General features: G+C 56.0%; 16 protein-coding genes. 13 read left to right on the plus strand and 3 right to left on the minus strand.

Features of this window, described 5'->3' with window-relative positions; all coding sequences use genetic code 11:
* Nucleotides 1-173 precede the first annotated feature (173 nt).
* The gene (locus B2310_RS07515; protein WP_290730144.1) at nt 174-1,160 is read left to right on the plus strand and encodes a diaminopimelate dehydrogenase; all 987 of its coding nucleotides are present in this window, start codon (nt 174-176) and stop codon (nt 1,158-1,160) included.
* Between the two features lie 132 nt (nt 1,161-1,292).
* Here B2310_RS07515 and B2310_RS07520 read toward each other — a convergent pair whose 3' ends face one another.
* Both B2310_RS07520 and dnaA read right to left on the minus strand, forming a co-directional pair.
* Nucleotides 1,293-2,360, minus strand: coding sequence for a CapA family protein (locus tag B2310_RS07520; RefSeq protein ID WP_290730147.1), 1,068 nt, complete (start codon nt 2,358-2,360; stop codon nt 1,293-1,295).
* A gap of 10 nt (nt 2,361-2,370) precedes the next feature.
* The gene (gene dnaA, locus B2310_RS07525) at nt 2,371-3,699 is read right to left on the minus strand and encodes a chromosomal replication initiator protein DnaA (protein WP_290730150.1); all 1,329 of its coding nucleotides are present in this window, start codon (nt 3,697-3,699) and stop codon (nt 2,371-2,373) included.
* Nucleotides 3,700-3,897: 198 nt separating this feature from the next.
* Between dnaA and B2310_RS07530 the strand changes: the two genes are divergently transcribed.
* A complete protein-coding gene (locus tag B2310_RS07530) occupies nt 3,898-5,310 on the plus strand; it encodes a glycine--tRNA ligase (RefSeq protein ID WP_290730153.1) in 1,413 nt (470 codons plus the stop codon).
* A gap of 87 nt (nt 5,311-5,397) precedes the next feature.
* Here B2310_RS07530 and metK read toward each other — a convergent pair whose 3' ends face one another.
* Nucleotides 5,398-6,588, minus strand: a complete 1,191-nt coding sequence (gene metK / locus B2310_RS07535; protein WP_290730156.1) for a methionine adenosyltransferase — start codon at nt 6,586-6,588, stop codon at nt 5,398-5,400.
* Nucleotides 6,589-6,771: 183 nt separating this feature from the next.
* Here metK and B2310_RS07540 point away from each other — a divergent pair, with 183 nt between their 5' ends.
* The 11 genes from B2310_RS07540 (at nt 6,772) to B2310_RS07590 (ending at nt 19,434) form a co-directional block, all read left to right on the plus strand.
* Nucleotides 6,772-7,533 carry a Nif3-like dinuclear metal center hexameric protein gene (locus B2310_RS07540; RefSeq protein WP_290730159.1) on the plus strand — a complete coding sequence of 254 codons (762 nt, stop codon included), beginning with the start codon at nt 6,772-6,774 and terminating at the stop codon, nt 7,531-7,533.
* 200 nt (nt 7,534-7,733) lie between these two features.
* Entirely contained in the window at nt 7,734-11,510 is a 3,777-nt protein-coding gene (locus tag B2310_RS07545) for an InlB B-repeat-containing protein (protein ID WP_290730162.1), read from the plus strand.
* Nucleotides 11,511-11,647: 137 nt separating this feature from the next.
* Entirely contained in the window at nt 11,648-11,788 is a 141-nt protein-coding gene (locus tag B2310_RS07550) for a hypothetical protein (protein WP_290730165.1), read from the plus strand.
* A gap of 85 nt (nt 11,789-11,873) precedes the next feature.
* Nucleotides 11,874-12,938 carry a nucleotidyltransferase domain-containing protein gene (locus B2310_RS07555; RefSeq protein WP_290730169.1) on the plus strand — a complete coding sequence of 355 codons (1,065 nt, stop codon included), beginning with the start codon at nt 11,874-11,876 and terminating at the stop codon, nt 12,936-12,938.
* Nucleotides 12,938-13,855 (plus strand): hypothetical protein, encoded by a 918-nt coding sequence (locus B2310_RS07560; RefSeq protein WP_290730172.1) that lies wholly within the window; start codon nt 12,938-12,940, stop codon nt 13,853-13,855. The genes B2310_RS07555 and B2310_RS07560 overlap by 1 nt, the downstream gene beginning before the upstream one ends.
* Complete coding sequence (locus B2310_RS07565) at nt 13,852-14,310, plus strand: S24/S26 family peptidase (protein ID WP_290730175.1); 459 nt, start codon at nt 13,852-13,854, stop codon at nt 14,308-14,310. The genes B2310_RS07560 and B2310_RS07565 overlap by 4 nt, the downstream gene beginning before the upstream one ends.
* Nucleotides 14,311-14,322: 12 nt before the next feature.
* Nucleotides 14,323-14,592, plus strand: coding sequence for a PqqD family protein (locus B2310_RS07570; protein ID WP_290730178.1), 270 nt, complete (start codon nt 14,323-14,325; stop codon nt 14,590-14,592).
* Entirely contained in the window at nt 14,589-16,202 is a 1,614-nt protein-coding gene (locus tag B2310_RS07575; RefSeq protein ID WP_290730181.1) for an ABC transporter ATP-binding protein, read from the plus strand. The genes B2310_RS07570 and B2310_RS07575 overlap by 4 nt, the downstream gene beginning before the upstream one ends.
* A gap of 107 nt (nt 16,203-16,309) precedes the next feature.
* Nucleotides 16,310-17,230, plus strand: coding sequence for a M23 family metallopeptidase (locus B2310_RS07580; RefSeq protein ID WP_173364886.1), 921 nt, complete (start codon nt 16,310-16,312; stop codon nt 17,228-17,230).
* An 82-nt stretch (nt 17,231-17,312) separates the two neighbouring features.
* Nucleotides 17,313-18,704 carry a lamin tail domain-containing protein gene (locus tag B2310_RS07585; protein WP_290730184.1) on the plus strand — a complete coding sequence of 464 codons (1,392 nt, stop codon included), beginning with the start codon at nt 17,313-17,315 and terminating at the stop codon, nt 18,702-18,704.
* A complete protein-coding gene (locus B2310_RS07590) occupies nt 18,688-19,434 on the plus strand; it encodes a hypothetical protein (RefSeq protein WP_290730187.1) in 747 nt (248 codons plus the stop codon). Before B2310_RS07585 ends, B2310_RS07590 begins: the two co-directional genes overlap by 17 nt.
* Nucleotides 19,435-19,442 lie beyond the last annotated feature (8 nt).

A 19,442-nucleotide genomic window follows, 5' to 3' on the forward strand; every position in this document is an offset into this window, starting at 1 on the left:
GCCTTGGACCCTATCGCTGTGCTCCAGGGTGACAGAAGGGCGAGGCTGCAGCCAGGGGGAGGCGTCCCCCTTTACTCCCTATAATTTTTACATGAATTTCTTTCGTCTTTCGTCTATCGTCTTTCGTCTAATGCTATATTTTCTACGCAAAAATTTTTAACAAGGATATTGTTATGGCAAAGATTGCTATTCTCGGTTACGGTAACCTGGGTCGCGGTGTAGAATGCGCCGTGAAGCAGGCTCCGGATATGGAACTGGTCGCCGTTTTCACGCGTCGTGACCCCGCTACGGTCAAGATCCAGACGGCGGGCGTTCCGGTGCTGAACGTCTCTGAAATGGAAGCCTGGAAAGGCAAGGTGGACCTGCTCATCATCTGTGGCGGCTCCGCTACGGACCTGCCGGTGCTCACCCCGAAGTACGCCGCTATGTTCAACGTGATCGACTCCTTCGACACGCACGCCAAGATTCCGCAGCACTTCGCTGCCGTCGACGCTGCCGCCAAGGCCGCCGGCAACATCGCGATGATTTCTGTGGGCTGGGACCCGGGCATGTTCAGCCTGAACCGCGTGTATGCCCAGTCCATCCTTCCGGAAGGCAAGGACTACACGTTCTGGGGCAAGGGCGTTTCCCAGGGCCACAGCGACGCTGTCCGCCGCATCAAGGGCGTGAAGAACGCGAAGCAGTACACCTGCCCGGTGGAAGCCGCTCTCGAAGCTGTGCGTAGCGGTTCCATGCCGGAACTCACCACCCGCCAGAAGCACACGCGCCTCGTTTACGTGGTGGCCGAAGAAGGTGCCGACAAGGCCTATATCGAAAACGCCATCAAGACGATGCCGAACTACTTCGACGAATACGACACCACGGTCAACTTCATCAGCGAAGAAGAATTCAACAAGAACCACAGCGGGCTCGCTCACGGCGGTTTTGTGATTCGTACCGGCAAGACCGGCATGAACAAGGAACACACCCACGTGATCGAATACAGCCTGAAGCTCGATTCCAACCCGGAATTCACGACGAGCGTTCTCGTGGTTTACGCCCGCGCGGCACTCCGCATGAAGGCTAACGACGGCAAGACCGGTTGCTTCACCGTTCTCGACGTTCCGCCTGCATACCTCAGCACGCTCAGCGACGAAGACCTCCGCGCTCACTGCCTGTAATCGATTTAGATCCCTGCCTGCGCGGGGATGACAACCGTGAAAATCGGTGATGACAATCGTAAAAAATTGCCTCGGACTTTGGTCCGGGGCTTTTTGTATAGGCGTGTCGCGCTTTGCTATTGCTAACCGCGGCTACTTGAGCGTTATCTTTCCGTCGTCGGCAATCTGGATGGGGGATTCGGGAATGTCCTGTTCGGTGAGTTCCTTCATGAGCTTGATGCAGGCGCCCTTGTCGTCGCGGTTGGGCTTGCGATCTCCGTTGTTGCCCTTCTGGATGAACGAGTAGATTTGTCCTTCCTTGAAGTCGCCGGTCTTCTTGTCGATGGTAATCTTCACGATGGGGGCGTATCCCGTGACGCCCTGGATGTTTACGCTGGTGGAGGTCGCGAAGTTCCCGAGGCTGTAGGCGATGAACTTGCCCTTGTAGAGGTCGATGGCGCGAGGCACGTGCGGGCCGTGGCCGAATACGATGTCTGCTCCGGCATCGATGGCGAGGCGCGCGAACTGGTAGGGGTTGCCGCGGTTGTCGCCCAGGAATGTTTCCGATTCGCGGGTAATATGCGTGTACTTGGAACCTTCGGCTCCGATATGCATCGTGGCGATGACGATGTCGGAGGAGTCGCGCAGGAGGGCGATGGTCTTCTTCGCCTTTTCTGTATCGAATACGGTGAGGGTGCCGCTGCTCACGGAGAACGAGGCGAAGCCGTAGCGCACGCCGTTCAGTTCAAGGATCTTGTATTCGCAGCTCTTCTCGAATCCTGCATAGGCGAGCTTCGCTTCGTCGAGGGCGCGCTGCGTGCAGATTCTGCCTTCGCTGCCGAAGTCGCCGGAATGGTTGTTCGAGACGCTGACGTAGTCGAATCCCGCGTCGAGCAGGTGGCGCGTGTAGTTCTCGGGGGAGCGGAAGCAGTAGCAGTTGCCGGACTTCTTGGTGGAGCGGCAGCAGGGCTTCGGGAGCCCGCCCTTGTTCATGAGCACGCCTTCGAGGTTTCCCGTGGTGAGGTCGGCATCCCTCAGGATGTCCTTCACTTCGGAGAACACGAGCTCGCCGTCCTGCTTGGGGAGTACGGTTTTTTCTTCGGGGAAGTTGAGGCCCATCATGATGTCGCCGACGCCGATGACGGTAAGCGTTTCGGGTTCGGCAAAAGCTGCCATTGCGCTCATCGCAAGGCAGATTCCGGTGGCTTTGAATAAATTCATCTTGATTCCGTTAGTCGTGGATGGAATTCTTGAGGCCTTCGATGAGGCGTGCGAAAGCGGCGTCCGTCTCCATCTCCTTCTTCACGCTCTTGATGGCGTGGACGACGGTGGAGTGGTCCTTGCCGCCGAAGCGCGAACCGATGCTCTGGAGGCTGATGGAGGAACATTCGCGCATGAGGTACATCGCGACCTGGCGCGCCTTCGAGATTTCCTTGGTGCCGCGCCCGGGCTCGGTGAGCTTGGATTCGGGCACCTCGTAATGCTGCGAGACGGCGTGGAGCACGGCGTCGAGGCTTACTCGGCGGCGGAGCGTGGGCGCGATTTCGGCGGCCACTTTCTGCGCAATGCTCATGTCGATATCGTGGTTCATGAGGCTCGACTGCAGCGTGAGCTTGATGATGGCGCTTTCGAGGCAGCGGACGTTGCTCGCAATCTTCTCGGCGAGGAAATGCAGCACGTCGTCGCTGATTTCGAGGTGGCGTTCTTCGGCCTTCTTGTGGAGGATGGCTTCGCGTGTCTCGACGTCGGGCGGCTGGATGTCCACGGTGAGGCCCCAGGCGAAGCGGCTCACGAGGCGGTCGGAGAGGTTCTTCACTTCGCCCGCCGGCGCGTCGGAGGTAAGTACGATTTGTTTGCCCGCCTGGTGCAGCGCGTTGAAAATCAGGAAGAACTCGTTCTGCGTCTCGTACTTGCCCGTCCAGTTCTGGATGTCGTCGATGAGGAGGATGTCGACCTCGTTGCGGTAGAAGTCGCTCATCTCGGTGACGCGGCCTTCGCGCAGGCACTTCATGTACTGCTGCGAGAAGTCCTCGCTGGTGAGGTAGCAGACGCGTTTGGTCGGGTCTTCTTCGAGGATGTAGTTGCCGATGGCCTGCAGGAGGTGCGTCTTGCCGAGTCCCGATGATCCGTAGATGAACAGCGGATTGTACTGCGTGCCGTCGGGGTTTTTCGCGACGGCGATGGCCGCGTTGAATGCGAGCTGCGCCTTGTCGCCGGGCACGAAGTTCTCGAAGCGGAAGCTCCCCGAAAGCGGGACGCTCGGCTTGAGGAAGTCCTTGAAGCTGTTGTCGCTAGGGGCTTGTGCGGGCTGCAGTGCGATTTCTTGCGGCTGGAACTCGAACTCCATGGGCGTGTCCAGGTGCGTCGCGTCCTTCCATCCGAGCTTGATGAGTTCTTTGTAGGCAGAGTAGACCTTGGTGTCCAGTCCGGGCGGCACGGAAATCACTGTGTGTCCGGCAGTCTGGTTCACCAGCTTTGTCTGTGCGAAATAAGTCTTGAAGACGGAATCGGAGAGCATTCCGCGCAAGTAGTTCAGGCATCTTTCCCAGTCGATCTGCATAAATATTCTATTCCTTGTCCGTGAGGGGCGGACATCATAAATCTATCAACAAGTAGGCCTATAAATCTAGTAAAAAAGAGTAAAATGTTGATAAGGTAGAGGGAAAGTCCTCAAAAAAACTATATTTGACCCCCGTCAGGGCCTACCATCCAGGTAGGTTCCTAGTCCGGCTTGATTTAGCCGATAAAGGATTACATAATGGCAAAGAAAGTTCAGGATGCCCTCAAGGACATCATCTCCCTCTGCAAGCGCCGCGGTTTCATTTTCCCCGGCTCCGAAATTTACGACGGCCTCGCCAACACTTGGGACTACGGTCCGTATGGCGTGGAACTGAAGCGCAACATCAAGAACCTCTGGTGGAAGAAGTTCGTCACGAGCCGCCAGGACGTGCTCGGTCTCGACAGTTCCATTCTTTTGAACCCCCGCGTCTGGAAGGCCTCTGGCCACGTGGGAAACTTCTCTGACCCGCTGGTCGACTGCCTCGCTTGCCACGAACGTTTCCGTGCCGACCAACTTTTGGAAGACAAACTCGGCGAAGGCTGCTGCGCCGGCAAGAACTTTGACGAAGTCCACCAGATGATGATGGACAACAAGATTGAATGCCCGACCTGCGGCAAGACCGACTGGACCAAGCCCCGCGCATTCAACCTGATGTTCCAGACCGAAATCGGCGTGATCGAAGGCGAAGGCAACAAGGTTTACCTCCGTCCGGAAACGGCCCAGGGTATCTTCGTGGACTTCAAGAACATTGTCGACAATGTCCGCCCGCGCATCCCGTTCGGTGTGGGCCAGATCGGTAAGAGCTTCCGTAACGAAATCACTCCGGGTAACTTCATCTTCCGTACCCGCGAATTCGAACAGATGGAACTGGAATTCTTCTGCGAACCGGGCACCGAACTGGAATGGTACAACTTCTGGCGCAAGTACTGCTTCGACTGGCTCGTGAACGACCTGGGCGTGAACAAGGAAAAGCTCCGCCTCCGCGAACATGCCAAGGAAGAACTTTCCCACTACTCCAACGGTACCACCGACATCGAATACGAATTCCCGTTCGGTTGGGGCGAACTCTGGGGTATCGCAAGCCGTACAAACTACGACCTGACGCAGCACCAGAACGAATCCAAGGTCAAGCAGGAATACATTGACCCGGTGCAGAACAAGCGTTATATTCCGTACGTGGTGGAACCGTCTCTCGGTGTGGAACGCCTGCTGTTGGTGCTTCTCTGCGACGCTTATGAAGTCGAAAAGCTCGAAAACGACGAACGTACCGTTCTCCACTTCGACCCGAAGATTGCTCCGGTGAAGGTCGCCGTTCTTCCGCTCGTGAAGAAGGGCCAGGTGAAGGCCAAGGCCGAAGAACTCTACCAGAAACTCCTCAACCGCTGGAACGTGGAATACGACGAAACGCAGTCCATCGGTAAGCGCTACCGCCGTCAGGACGAACTCGGCACGCCGTTCTGCGTGACCGTCGACTTCGACACGGTGGGCGAGGGTGAATCCGATCCGGCAAAGCTGGGCTTCGTGACCGTTCGCGAACGCGACTCCATGAAGCAGGAACTGGTAAAGATTGACGAACTCGAAGCTTACCTGTCCGCCAAGCTCGGTTGTTAATAGCGTTTGTCCGTAACGGATAAATGAAAAGAGCGCTCCCGGTTCGGGAGCGCTCTTTCGTATGTCGTTTTCTGCGGCTTCGCAGGATTAGATCTTCGCGGCCTTCTTGAGTGCTGCGGCCTTGTCTGTCTTTTCCCACGTGAAGCGCTTGCCGGTGCGGCCGAAGTGGCCGAGGGCGGCTGTCGCTACGTAGCCGGGCTTCCTCAGGTCGAGCATCTTCTCGATGCCGGCCGGGGAGAGGTCGAAGTTCTTCGCAACGATTTCTTCAATTTTGCGGTCGTCGATCTTGCCGGTACCGAAGGTGTTCACCAGCACGGACACGGGCTTGCTGTAGCCGATGGCGTAGGCGAGCTGGACTTCGCAACGGTAGGCGAGGCCTGCAGCCACGATGTTCTTGGCTACGTAGCGGGCAGCGTATGCTGCACTGCGGTCGACCTTGGAGGGGTCCTTGCCGCTGAACGCGCCACCGCCATGACGGCCCATGCCGCCGTAGGTGTCCACGATAATCTTGCGCCCGGTGAGGCCGCAGTCGCCGTGCGGGCCGCCGACAACGAACTTGCCGGTCGGGTTCACGAGGTAGCGGGTCTTCTTGTCGAGGAGCTTGGCCGGGATGACCTTCTTGATGAGCTTCTCGATGATTTCCTTTTCGATCACGGCGTGCTTGAGTTCCTTGCCGTTCACGAATTCATCGTGCTGGGTAGAAATCACGACGGTGTCCACGCGTACGGGCTTGTCGTTCTCGTCGTATTCCACAGTCACCTGGGACTTGGCGTCCGGACGGAGCCACTTGATGGCGCCGGATTCGCGGAGTTCCTGGATCTTTTCCATGAGCTTGTGGGCGAGGCTGATCGGGAGGGGCATCAGTTCCGGCGTCTCGTTCACGGCGTAACCGAACATCATGCCCTGGTCACCGGCGCCCTGCTTGTCATCCTTCTTGCCGTCGGCGGCCTTGGCATCCACGCCCTGCGCGATGTCGGGGGACTGCTTGTCCATCGCGACGAGCACGGCGCAGCCCTTGTAGTCGAACTGCAGGTCGGGGTTCACGTAGCCGATATTCTTGATGGTGTTGCGGGCGACTTCCTGGAAATCGACGTTCGCCTTGGTGGTGATTTCGCCGGAAATCACGACGAGGCCCGTGTTCACGAGCGTTTCGCAGGCCACGCGGCTCTTCGGGTCCTGTGCGAGGCAGGCGTCGAGGATGGAATCGGAAATCTGGTCGGCAACCTTGTCCGGGTGTCCCTTGGACACGGATTCAGAGGTAAATAGATAGTGTGCCATTGCTGGGCTCCTTTGTTAACAGCACCGAAAAGAAAGTCGCATTTTTGAGCTTCCCCAAGCGCTGAAAAAACGTTTTTTGGTTTTCTATGCATAAATGTACAAAAACGCATAAGGTTTGACAACTCCGGACGGGCGGGTGAGGTTCGGTTCGGTCATTTTTCTCTTTTTTGCTATTTTCTGGGTATGAACATATCTGATTTTTCCGGCTGGCTGAACGACCTTCTTGAACCGCACGCGTTCAAGGACTACTGTGTGGATGGCCTCTGCGTGGAGGCGTCCGACAAGGTGACCAAAATCGTGACGGGAGTATCCTTCCGTGACAGGCTTATCGATGCGGCAATCGAGGAACATGCGGACTGCATTATTGTCCACCACCCGAACGGGTTCTGGCAGGGCGAGAACCGCGTGCTCGTGGGCAAGTTCGGCGAGCGCATGCGCCGCCTGATGCAGAACGGCATCTCGCTTTACGGCTACCACCTGCCGCTCGACGGCCACATGGAAATCGGGAACAACGTGCTTATAGCCCGTGCGCTCGGCCTCGAGAAGCTCGAAGGGTTTATGCGCGAGGGCGAACGTACCGTGGGCGTCGTGGGGGAGTTTGCCGAGCCTGTTTCCCGCGAGGGCTTTGTGGACCTTGCGTGCGGAGTGTTCGAGCACGGGGTTCAGCACAGCCTCCTTTACGGCAGCGAGATGGTCCGGAAGGTAGCCATCTGCAGCGGTTCGGGCGCTAGCGGCATCGAGGAGGCTATCTCGCTCGGCTGTGACGCCTTTGTCACGGGCGACATCAAGGAAGCCGTGCCCATCGCCGTCGAGGAACTCGGTTTCAACCTGATTTCGGCGGGCCACCACCGCACCGAGATTTTCGGCGTCCGGGCGCTGGCTGCGAAAATCGAAAACGAGCTCAAGATTCCCGCCATGTTTGTCGACATCGACAACGAAATCTAGCGGGTCCGCCCCCCAAAAAAAGAGGGAATGTGAATTCCGACCGGGCAGGTAGGGAATTTGACCTAAATCACATGTCTGGCAAGGGATTGGACCGTAAAAAGGCTTTTGCGCGTGATGATTCTCACACGCCTTCTTTTTGATGTTGTTATTTTTCTTAAAATTATTATATCTTTACAAATATTTGCTAAATTTGAGCAAAAATGGAGGTTTTTATGCCTTTTGTAAATAAATTTAAAATTTTAGTTTGTACGGCCTGCCTGATGCTTGTGGGGCAGGGGTTTGCTATGGATGCGTGGATTGATCACAGGAGTGCAGATGCAGATGCGCCTAAAAAGGTGAATGAGTGCTATCAGATCACGTCTCCAGCGGAACTAGCCTGGTTCGCGAAAAAAGTAAATGACAACCAAACGCCTTATTGCGCAAAAGTTATGGCTGATTTGGATATGGCTGGCTATCACTGGATTCCGATTTCGGCAAAGGGGACTCAACGAGCAGTTGATTTTGATGGCAATAATAAGATAATATCGAATTTGTACATAAGTGCAGAGGAAATTCTAAAAAAGTATCCGAACGATAGACAATATGCGCAGAATTTGGGGCTTATTGGAGCCTTCACGGGACATGTACAGAATGTAATCCTTGAAAATGTTGAGGTTTATGCTTATGGAAATGGATATGTTTCTGGAAACAAAGACAATGAAAAGAGTCCGCTTTCCATTGGGACTGTTGTTGGCTGGCAAGCAAATCCGAATAGCATCGTTGAAAATTGCTATGTGACGGGTAAGATGGTTACTTCTGGTGATGGGCAAGCCGTTGGCGGTATTGTTGGTAACAATGGTGGTGGAACGATTCGCAATTGTTATAGTGAAGTAAACATCGATGCAAGTGGTACTGCCTATGTTGGAGGAATTGCGGGTTATACAAAGGCATATACTTCTGGTGCAGTTGCAACTATATCCTCTTGCGTTTATGCTGGAAACACTCTCTCTAGTACGGGGGCAGGTGCAGCGGGAGCCATTGTTGGCAATCACTATGATGGAACAACTGCTTTTGAAAATGTTTATTATGATAGCGATATATTTGGGGATAACAGTATAGGCCGTACTAGGGCTGGCGACACTACAGGTTCTCCGACAGGAGCGTCGGAGTTGAACTCGGCATTGATCGCCTGTACCCTTAATGGTGGTGAAATGGTGGATGGTGTTTGCACTAAGGATTCTCCGTGGTCTGATGCTGCGACTAGCATTTCCTTGAACGGTTACGGCGCTGATGGTTACAAGATAACCTTCAATGCAAATGAAGGCTCCTTTGCTGGCGGAACAACATTTGTGAAATATGTAAAGGCTGGGAATATAATTAATAATGATGGCGTTGCAAACCCCTCTTGGGGCGATGACAGTTATGTGTTTGCCGGTTGGTCTGGTGATGATTACAATAAAGCTGCTACCAAGGCAACAACGATTACGGCATCTTGGAATAAGATGCATACGATTACATTCAGTCCTGTTAACGGGAATTTGCACGGAACATTCCCAAATGGATCTTCTGAATCGGTATCGATAAAGGTTGAAAACGGAAAGAGAATTGCAGTACAGGGCTTTGAAAGGCCGACTACATTCACTGACGTTCAAAATGTGAAGTATAATTTTATGGGTTGGGCGAATGGGGATGATCCAACGATTCTTTATGTTGAAAACGGGCTCGATAATCTTCCGCTTGCAACAGAGGACATGACTTTGGTTGCCGCATGGACTACCGCTCCTGTTTTTACTGTTCGTTTTTATGAAGATGAAACATCTACGGCTTCGTATGTAAGTTCCGTCTATGAAAACGAGCATGCAACAGAGCTGACGGTCGATAAGATGGATCCGCACCCTGGATATACATTTGAAGGATGGTTTGAAAGAGATGCAGAAAATTCGTTTGACTTTACACAGAATATTACGAGTGATGTCGATCTTTTTGCCAAGTGGACAAAGAATACCTATACGGTGAATTATGTGCTGAATTGTTCGGATGAATGCACAAATTCAAATGCAGACGAGTTTACTGTTGATGGAATGCCGCTTTCCGATCCAGAATGGAATGAAAAGTATCGTTTTTTGGGTTGGTATGCTGATGCTGAATTTAAAGACGAGAAAACAAGTATTCCTTCTGGTCTAACCGAAAATATCTCACTTTATGCGAAATGGGATACTGTCTCTTATGACATCACATATAGAGCGGGAGCCTATGGAACAGGGCTTGTTGCTGCAGAGAAAAAGATTCATAATGAAGCCTATACATTAAGGGATGCGTCTTATACTCGCAAAGGTTATTTGCAGAGTGGATGGGTTTCTGAAGAAGGGCTAACTTACGCTTTCGGTGATGAGTATTCCGCTAATGCTCCTTTGATTGTTTACCCGACGTGGAGCGATCCAATCGTATACTCGATTACCTATGTGTGTGATGGATGTGTCAATGATCCTAGTAATCCAGATAATTATACAGTTGAAACGTCAACCTTTAGCGTGAAATTTAAAAATCTTACGCCTCCTGATGGTTACAAGATGGTGGGGTGGTACTCTGCTATGGACTATAAAACCAAAGTTGAACAAATCAAAAAAGGTGCCTATGGTGACACGACATTATATGCCAAGTTGAACAAGATATACAAGATCACTTATGTAGGAACGGATAAACCTTATTGTGATACTTTGTATACTGTTGATGATGCTATTACATTAAGGAATCCTGCAGATAGCGCTGGTTACACCTTCGGCGGCTGGTTTACTAACGCCGAATTCGAAGGCGATGCCGTGACAGGAATTGCCAAGGGCTCTACGGGCGATACGACCTTCTACGCTAAGTGGGTGCCGGTTCCGTACACGATTACATACAATATAGATGGCGAACCCGCTGAACTGACGCCGAATACATACACGGCTGCAGAGGCAACAGAACTTGCTACCCCGACCAGGGATGGCTATGAATTCGATGGCTGGTATGGCAACGCTGAATATACCGGAGAGAAGGTTATATCGATTGAAGCTGCTTCTACCGGCGATACGACCTTCTACGCAAAGTGGAACAAAGTCTATCCGTTCCTCGTGAACGACTTCGGTGCCATCAAGGTCTACGAAGACGAAAACGGGAAGTTGACCGCGGAGCTTGACGGAGCGTCCTCGGGCTCGGTTGACGCTATCACGGCTGAACAAAATGTTCGCGTGGATGCCATCAGCTTCAGCAGGACCTTCCCGGTGAACGAGACCTCATCGGATATGAAGTTCTCGTCGATTGTCTTGCCCTTTACGGTTGATTGGGCAAAAATCTCTGGGGCTGAATTCTACGAATTCGTGGATGTCGACTTGGCAAAGCACCAGGTCTCGTTCTGCCCGGCTGCTGACGAGAACCACACCCAGCTTATCGCGAATACGCCCTACATCGTCCGTGCGACCTCCCAAAACATCACGTTCAACTTGAATGGTGAAAAGGTTCTGCTGAACACGGCCGAGATGAACAATCCGGTAAGCGGGACCGCCACCAAGTGGATGTTCAAGGGAATGTACGAATACAAGAAGTGGAACGAGGGCGACGAGGAGCTAGGCTCGGCCTATGGCTATACCGCCAATGCGATAAACAACCTTGCCGCGGGTCAGTTTGCAAAGAATGCGGCGGGCGCATTTATCCGTCCTTTCCGCGCCTACCTGCTCAAGATGAATGCCCAGCAGGGTAACAGACTTGCATTCCCGCTGAAGAAATCCAGCACGTCACTCGACAGGGCTTCCATCGACGAAGATTCCGTCCCGGGAACACTGGATGTTGTGATTGTCGAACGCGAGACGGGCGAAACGACAGCCATCGGCACCCTCGACACGAGGACTGGCGAAATCAAGTTTATCGACAGCTGGTTCGATATGAAGGGCCGCAAGCTCAACGCCAAGCCAACCACCAAGGGAATTTACTATTATAATGGTAAACGAGTAATCGTAAGGTAATGATGAATAAAAAAAGGAAATATGTTGCACCTCGAATGAAGGTTGTCGCTGTTGCCCACCGAGTAAGGCTCCTGGGAGATAGTGCTCCTGAAACGCTTGATGTCATCATTGTTCCTAGACCTTAAAAAGAGGAAGTCATGAAAAAAGAATACATCGCTCCGGAAATGGAAACTGTTGATCTGAAAAACAAGGGCAATCTCATTCTTTGCGGTAGCCCTGATCCCCAAAATCCCGGTGAAGTCGGCTTTGCCCCGTTCAAACAGGATCCGTTAGCATAATTTAGTGGATACTCTCCACGAGCATTTCTTTGCCCTTCTTCGACTTGCACTCGGTGTAAGCGGGGAGGGTTTTTCTTGTTTTGAGGTGGGGTCTGTCGAAGAGTGGCCGCTCCTCTACCGCATGGCCACCCAGCAGTCGCTTCTGGGGGTCGCATACGCCGGTGTCTGCAAGTTGCCGAAGGACAGACAACCGCCGTTCGACGTCGTTTTCCAGTGGGCGAGCGAGGCGGAGACCGTCAGGGGGCAGAACAAGCTCATCAATCGCGAGGCGGCGCGGCTTACCCGGCTGTTCGAGGCGGAGGGCCGCAAGTGCGCCATCCTCAAGGGGCCTGCGAACGCGCGTCTCTATCCTGACCCGTTCATGCGCCAGTGTGGCGATATCGACATCTGGGTCGAGGGGGGTCGCGAAAGCGTCGATGCCCTGCTCCGTCGCATGGGGCTGTTGTCCGAAACGGGCGAGAACGACGATGTCGCCACGCGCGTCAATAATATGGCATCGAGCCACCACCTGCACCTGCCGCGGACCGCGGACGGCATAACGGTCGAAGTCCACTACAGGCCGTCGTCGGGCAACCGGAGTCCGTTTAGCAATGCGCGGCTCATGCGCTTTTTGGATGATGAGATAGCCCATCCGGAACCGGTTCCCGAGGGGTTCAACGTTCCGTCGATGAAGTTCGCGCTCGCGATGCAGCTTTCGCATATCCAGCGGCATTTTATCGCGGGCGGCATCGGGATGCGGCAGATCATGGACTACTACGTGCTACTGTCGCAGGCGACCGAGGCGGACCGCGCTGAAATTTCCGTGAAACTCCGCAAGTTCGGGCTTTATCGGACGGCTGGTGCGTTGATGTGGCTTTTGGGCCAAGCGTTCGGGCTAGACCGTTCGAAGATGCTCTGCAGGCCGGATCCCGGGCGCGGTGCCTGGATGCTGGACGTTGTCATGAAGGGCGGCAACTTCGGGCGCTATGCGGGCAAGCGCAGCAGGGGTACCGTCATGCGCTGGCTCGTGAACCGCAAGAATTCGCTCCGGATGTTCCCCTTCGATGCGGCGGAGACCTTCTGGTCCGAGGTCGGCTACTGGAAGCTTTTCCTTCGTACGGTTCCGCTGCGTATAAAGTTGCGCAAGCTCTCGATCAAGGAGTTTTTCTGATGGTCTCGAAGTTCTTCCGCGTTGCGGGCCACTTGTTCCGTGTAGAGGCAGGGGAGTCCCTCTTTGCGCTGATGCAGAACTACTCCCCGTTCGAGGTGGCGGAGACCACGGCCGGCAGTCCGAATGACGAATGTTCTCTTATATTTACATTGGCAGTGGCCTCTGGAATGTCTATTCCGGAGTATGTCGAGGATACGCGCCAGGAAGAGGAAGGCGATATCATCGTCTGCGGCCGTACGGCGGCGGGCGAGTCCGTGTTCGACTTCGGCCTGTTCGGGAAAAGGGCGGGCGTGCTTGTGTGTGCGCCCGGTTATAGAGAGGCAACGCTTTATTTGTGTGCTTGTGGCGATAGTCCGACGATGCAGCACCTCTCGCGCTTTGCGCTGAACAATTCCCTGATGGTACTCTACGCTCTCGCGACGGCCAAGTTCGGCACTGTACTTTTCCATGCGGCGGTCGTCACCTACGGCGGCCGCGGCTACATGTTCCTCGGCAAGAGCGGCACGGGAAAGAGTACGCACGCGCGTCTCTGGCTCAAGCACAACGCGGGTTCGGATCTCCTGAACGACGACAACCCGGTGGTGCGTATCCTTGAATCGCCGGACGGCTCCAAGGACGTCCGGGTCTACGGCTCGCCGTGGAGCGGCAAGACCCCATGCTACAGGAACGAGGAAGCTAAAATCGGCGGTATCGTGCTCCTGGAACAGGCTCCTTTCAACAAGATAGTGCGCCTGCGCGGTGTAGAGGCCTATGCGGCCCTCATCACGAGCATTTCGGGGGCGCGCTGGGACCGTGGCGTCGCGGACGGCCTCCATGCTACGGAGAACGGGCTTGCGATGAATGTCCCGGTGTGGTTCCTGCAGTGCCTCCCCGACGAGGAGGCGGCGAAGGTTTGCGTGGAGGCGGTCGCCAAGTGAGCGAGAGCACCTGCATAGACGACGGTGTTATCCTTTCGGAGGCGGTCCGCCTCGTGAACGAGGGTATCGAGGTCACTTTTCCCGTGAACGGCCGTAGCATGCGTCCCTTCATCGAGGGTGGCCGCGACAGCGTGGTGCTCGTGAAGCCCGGCGAGGTGAAGAGGCTCGACGTGGTGCTTGCCCGCACGGACACCGGGCGCTTCGTGGTCCACAGGATTGTCTCTCTTGATGGCGGGCGCGTGACGCTCATGGGCGACGGCAACCTCTGCGGTCGCGAGACCTGTGGCATGGACGGCGTGCTTGCGAAGGTGACTCACGTGGTGCGCCCCGGCGGTAAACGGATTCCGCTCGAAATGCCGCGGATGCGTCTGGCCGTGAAAATGTGGGTTGCGCTCCTGCCGTTCCGCAGGATTTTGCTTAAATTGTATAGGGTTTGCCACCGGATTGGCAACTAGACGGAGTTTTCTATGCGTATTAAGAAAGGTTTCGTGCTGCGCGACGTGTGCGGCGAAAAGGTTATCATGGGCGAGGGGCTCGGCGCCCTCGACTTCGGCAAACTCCTGTGCCTGAACGAGACGGCGGCCTGGCTCTGGGACAAGGCGTGCGAGGCGGGCGACTTTACGGTCGATGCCCTTGCGGATGCTCTGTGCGCCGAATACGACGTGGACGCGGAACGCGCCCATGCCGATGTCGCCGCGATTGTCGGCGAATGGCAGAAGGTGAACGTGCTCGAATGAGATACCTCTCGTGGCTGTGGGATAGTACGGGCGGGTTCCGCCTGAACATTGCCTTCCGCATCGTTGCGGGCCTCGGCCGCGTATCGCTCGGGCTTCTGATGGTCTGGCTCAGCAAGCGCTTTATCGACGAGACTATCGTTACGGGGAGCGAAACCGATATCGTCCGGATGGTGGTCTTCCTGGTGCTTACGGTGGTCGGCGGGATTGTCCTCAGGCTCCTTTTTTATTACATGACGGCGTCCGCGGTGGTCCGCAAGTCGAATGCTCTCCGGCTCGAGGCGTTCGAGGGGCTTTTCTCGCGTAGCCTCTACGGCGGCGACAAGCTCCATTCGGGCGACGTGGCCTCCAGGCTCTCGAAAGACATAGAATCCGTTTCGACGACGGCCATGGATACCTTGCCGCAGATGCTTGTGACGGGGCTCCAGCTGGTGGGTGCGTTCCTGCTGATGCGCTGGTTCGACGCCCGCCTCGCCTGGGCGCTGCTCCTGTTCACCCCCGTGGCGATCGTGCTCGGCAAGCTCGTCTCGCGCAAGTTGCGCAACATGACCCTCGAAATCCGCGACCGCGAGAGCCGTATCCAGATGCAGGTGCAGGAGGGCGTGGAATTCAATGCGGTGCTCCGTAGTCTCGAGAGCGAGGGTTGGGTCGCGGGCCGCCTCGGCAAGATGCAGGGCGAACTCGAATCGAAGGTGCTGAAAAGGACGCGGTTCACGACCGTTTCGCGGTTCGCGCTGGGCTCCGCTTTCGGGCTCGGCTACCTTTTCGCCTTCGTGTGGGGCGCTCTCGGGCTTCGCGACGGGGTTATCACGGTCGGCATGCTGACGTCCTTCTTGCAGTTGGTGGGGCAGATTCAGGGCCCGATTCTTTCGATTCTCAACATGGTACCCCAGGTGGTGCATTCCACAGCGAGCATCGACCGACTGCAGGAACTGCGTGGTGCTCCGGCGGTTCGCGGCGAGGGCGTGACGCTCGACGGTATACCGGGAATCCGTGTGGAAGGCCTCCGTTTCGGCTATGGTGATGGCGCAGGCGTAATAGACGGGTTCAGTCACGACTTTAAGCCGGGTTCCAAGACGGCCATCATGGGGACGACGGGTGCGGGCAAGACGACTTTTTTCCGGTTGCTTCTGGGGCTCGCGCACCCCGAGGGTGGTCGCCTGTCGCTCTATTCCGGTGCTTCCGAGGTGGAGATTTCGGAAGAGACCCGCTCGAATTTCGTCTACGTGCCGCAGGGGAATACGCTCCTGAGCGGGACGGTGCGCTTCAACCTCCAGCTCGCGAACCCGGAGGCGGGGGAGGACGAAATGCGGAAGGCGCTGCACGACGCCTGTGCCGATTTTGTGCTCGACATGCCCCAGGGGCTCGACACGGAACTTGGCGAACGCGGGCTGGGCTTGAGCGAGGGCCAGGCTCAGAGGATAGCTGTCGCGCGCGGGCTCTTGCGGCCGGGGAACGTGTGGCTTTTCGACGAGGTGGGTTCCGCCCTCGACGAGGAGACCGAACGCGAACTCTTCCGCAGGCTCTTCGATGCCTATCCCGGAAAGACGATGCTTTTCGTGACTCATCGCGGGACTGTCGCCGGCCTTTGTGACGAAATTCTTACTTTTTAGGCCTTTCTGTTAAAAAAACATTACTAGATGCCCGATTTCGCCCTTTTGGGGTGATTGCGGCGGTCCTGGACTTTTCTTTTTAGGGCGTTTTTTCTATCTTCGTTCCCGTGAAATTCGTGAAGGCAAACATCCACTACCAGAATTCATCGAAGTCGCTGACTTTGCATCTGCCCGAATTCTTGTTCCGTGGTTACGGTTTTATCCGTGCCTTCGTCGTCGTCGGACTGGTGCTGCTGGTTGTCCAGCTCGGTGCGACCATCGGCTACGACCTGGTGATGAAGCATGTCATCAAGGGCCGCATGGACCTCAACAAGCAGATGGCCCAGATCGAGAACTCTATCGATTACCTGAACCAGACGTCTTCCGTGTTTTTCAAGGACGAGCAGAGGATTCATTCCAAGTTCGCGTTGACCCCTCCGAACGAGGCCGAACGCGAGCTCGGCACCGGCGGCTATATCGGCCCCGATTCACTCCTTTTGCGCGGTTCTTCTCCTGTTTTTGAGAGGATGGCGCTGCTCCGCGAAAATGCTGAACGCCTCCAGAACAAGATTGAACTCAACAACAAGTCTTTCCTTGCACTTTCCGAATATGTGGGCCAGCAGCAGTCCCGCTGGCGCTACATTCCCTCTATTGCCCCGACGCGCGGTCACGTGGGTTCCGGTTTCGGCCCCCGCATCCATCCGGTGACGGGCGAGGTGGGCAAGATGCATCAGGGGGTAGACCTTTCCAACGACCGCTGGACCCCGATCTATGCGACGGCGGACGGCATCGTCGAGCTTGCGCAGTTCAGTTCCTCTTTCGGAAACTACGTGGCGATAAACCATGGCAACGGTCTCAAGACCCGCTATGGCCACATGCAGATGTTCATTGTCAAGCCCGGGCAGTTTATCCGGCGCTACCAGACAATTGGTTATATGGGTTCCACAGGGCGCTCCACGGGCCCTCACCTCCACTACGAGGTCTGGGTCGGGGATCATCCGGTGAATCCGGTTGCCTATATTCTTCCAGGCGACTATTCGGTCGACTGATACCTTTGCCTGTTCCAGTATAGGTGGCGTCCCTTCGGGGCGGCGGGCGGGGTAAACCCCTTCGGGGGATATCTTGAAATACATGCTTTTCGCGGCGGCGACTGCTGCGGCATGCCCGATGTTTGTCGAGTTCTTTCCGGACCCGACCGATGTTCCGGACAGCGAGGGTGAATTCGTAGAAATCCTGCTGGATTCCGCTTTTGCTGCCGATTCTCTATATATTTCGATGGACGGGACGCGGGGCGCATACGCCTACCCGGCGGGGACCAGGCTCGTCCTGGTCCACGACAGCGCGTCGTGTCCGGCACGGAGCGCTGTCGCATGCGCCCCCTTGCGGCCGTCGCTTCCCAATTCTCGCGGCTCGGTTTGGACTTTGCATGCCGGGGCCTGTTCCGATTCGGTGGAACTCGATATTCCCAAGCCGGGCAAGTCGATGCAGAGGCGCGGCTCGACGGACGACTGGGACTTTGCGGCCCCGACTTTTGGAATTGCGAACCCTGCCTTCGAGACGGGCGTAAAGGATTGCGGCGTGGCTTCGGTTTCGGTCTCTGCCGCTCCGGGAGGGGACGGCTTCTTCGTGTCGGGCAGGCTGACGGGGTGTGGGGAGACGGACGTCTCGCTCGAATGGACGGGGCTTTTCGGAAGGGGGAGTAGCCGAACGGAAATGCTTCCGTCGACTACAAGTTTCGAGAGCGAGGTGGCTGCGGACGGGGCGGCCTGGATTCGGGTGCGGCTTCCCGAAGACGATTACCCGGCGAACGATTCGTGGGATTCCCTCGCGTTTATTCCGGGGCAATCCCCCCTTGTGGTGTCCGAGGTGCATCACTGCCCCCAGGAACCGGAACCCGAATGGGTCGAAATCTACAACGTGTCGCAGCGTCCGCTTCCGCTTTCGCGGTTCGGGTTCTGTGGCAGGGGTGGTGCGTTGGGCGGTATCGCCGATTCCATCGGCCCGGGCGGGCTTCTTCTCGTGACGAAGGATTCCTTGGAACTGAGGGCTTTTCTTGGCATTGCCGACGTGAAAATATCGCAGGTAAAGATGGGCGTCCTCAACAACGCGGGCGGTTCGCTGTCGCTTTGTTTTGATTCGAGCGCCATCGATAGCGTCTCGTGGGACAAGTCTACGGTCGAATGTCCTTCGGGATTCAGCCCGCTGACCTCCCGGGGCGACAATTCGCCGGGGTTTGTGGGGAAGGTGCGCGGAGGGAATGCCGGTGCGGTCGAGTTTACGGTTTCGGGTCGCATTTTCCGCATGGGGGGGCCGCCTCCGCGGGTGCGCGTGGTGAGCGAAACGGCCGTAGAACTGGGCTTGCTCGACTCGGCCGGTCGCAAGGTCTGGAGTGGGAATGCGGATTCGAATTCATCGGTATGGCGGGAGATTCCGCTGCAGAAGTTCGGGAACGTGGGTGTGAACTATGTCCGTGTGAAATCCGGAAATTACGAGAAGGTGGTGGGAATTGTCTTGCGTCCGTAGAATTGCGTTGGCATCGGTGCTCGTGCTTCTGGATTTGGCATGCGCGTTCGAATCGCCGGTTTCTTTTGCCGGTTTTGCATCTGCAGTTCCCGGGGGGCCGGCGGGTTGGAACTCCAACCCTGCGGGGGCACACGGGGGTGCCCTCGCGGCCTCGACCTGGTGGCGAGGCTCCGGCCCCTCCGAGCGCGCCGCCTCCTTGTCCGCAAGCTGGAAAATGGGAGTTCTGGGCGGGGCCTTCGTCTACGATTACTACAGTCTCGATTCGACGTTCCGGCAATCCTACGCCATGCTTGAGGCTTCGCTTTCATTCTGGAAGCTGAAGGCGGGGGCTGCCTGGGGTCCCGTTGCCGAATGGGTCCCGGGCGATGCGGCGTGGCTCCGGTACCGCGTGAAGTTCGGCCTGCTCGGACGGCTTGGGCGGTTCGCGCTGTCTTCTTGGTGGTGCGGCTTTGTCGACGAAAAGATTTCGCTTCCGTGGGTCGGAATCTTTTGGGAGTCGACTGGTAATTTTTCCGCCTTTGCGGTGAGCGACTTTGAGTCCGTCTCCTTTGGGACTTCGGTGCGGATTGGCGTCTTTTCGATTGAGGCTTCTTATGCCTTTCCGGGTTTTGGGCTCGATTTCGGGATTTCCGTCGCATGGGGCGGGCTTCTGCTCGGTGCGGAGCACGGAATTCGCGACGAAATCGGCGACTGGAACGGTGTCTGGGCCGTCAAAAGAATCAACAAGTGATTTTGGCC

The organism is Fibrobacter sp. UBA3629 (genome assembly GCF_002374005.1).
GTDB lineage: Bacteria > Fibrobacterota > Fibrobacteria > Fibrobacterales > Fibrobacteraceae > Fibrobacter.

Bases quoted from the DNA above. Each gene is read 5' to 3' on its own strand.
- B2310_RS07570 (WP_290730178.1), top strand. From the start codon at position 14,323: ATGCGTATTAAGAAAGGTTTCGTGCTGCGCGACGTGTGCGGCGAAAAG.
- B2310_RS07520 (WP_290730147.1), bottom strand. From the start codon at position 2,360: ATGAATTTATTCAAAGCCACCGGAATCTGCCTTGCGATGAGCGCAATG.
- B2310_RS07530 (WP_290730153.1), top strand. From the start codon at position 3,898: ATGGCAAAGAAAGTTCAGGATGCCCTCAAGGACATCATCTCCCTCTGC.
- metK (WP_290730156.1), bottom strand. From the start codon at position 6,588: ATGGCACACTATCTATTTACCTCTGAATCCGTGTCCAAGGGACACCCG.
- dnaA (WP_290730150.1), bottom strand. From the start codon at position 3,699: ATGCAGATCGACTGGGAAAGATGCCTGAACTACTTGCGCGGAATGCTC.
- B2310_RS07550 (WP_290730165.1), top strand. From the start codon at position 11,648: ATGAAAAAAGAATACATCGCTCCGGAAATGGAAACTGTTGATCTGAAA.
- B2310_RS07560 (WP_290730172.1), top strand. From the start codon at position 12,938: ATGGTCTCGAAGTTCTTCCGCGTTGCGGGCCACTTGTTCCGTGTAGAG.
- B2310_RS07515 (WP_290730144.1), top strand. From the start codon at position 174: ATGGCAAAGATTGCTATTCTCGGTTACGGTAACCTGGGTCGCGGTGTA.
- B2310_RS07545 (WP_290730162.1), top strand. From the start codon at position 7,734: ATGGAGGTTTTTATGCCTTTTGTAAATAAATTTAAAATTTTAGTTTGT.
- B2310_RS07585 (WP_290730184.1), top strand. From the start codon at position 17,313: ATGCTTTTCGCGGCGGCGACTGCTGCGGCATGCCCGATGTTTGTCGAG.
- B2310_RS07540 (WP_290730159.1), top strand. From the start codon at position 6,772: ATGAACATATCTGATTTTTCCGGCTGGCTGAACGACCTTCTTGAACCG.
- B2310_RS07575 (WP_290730181.1), top strand. From the start codon at position 14,589: ATGAGATACCTCTCGTGGCTGTGGGATAGTACGGGCGGGTTCCGCCTG.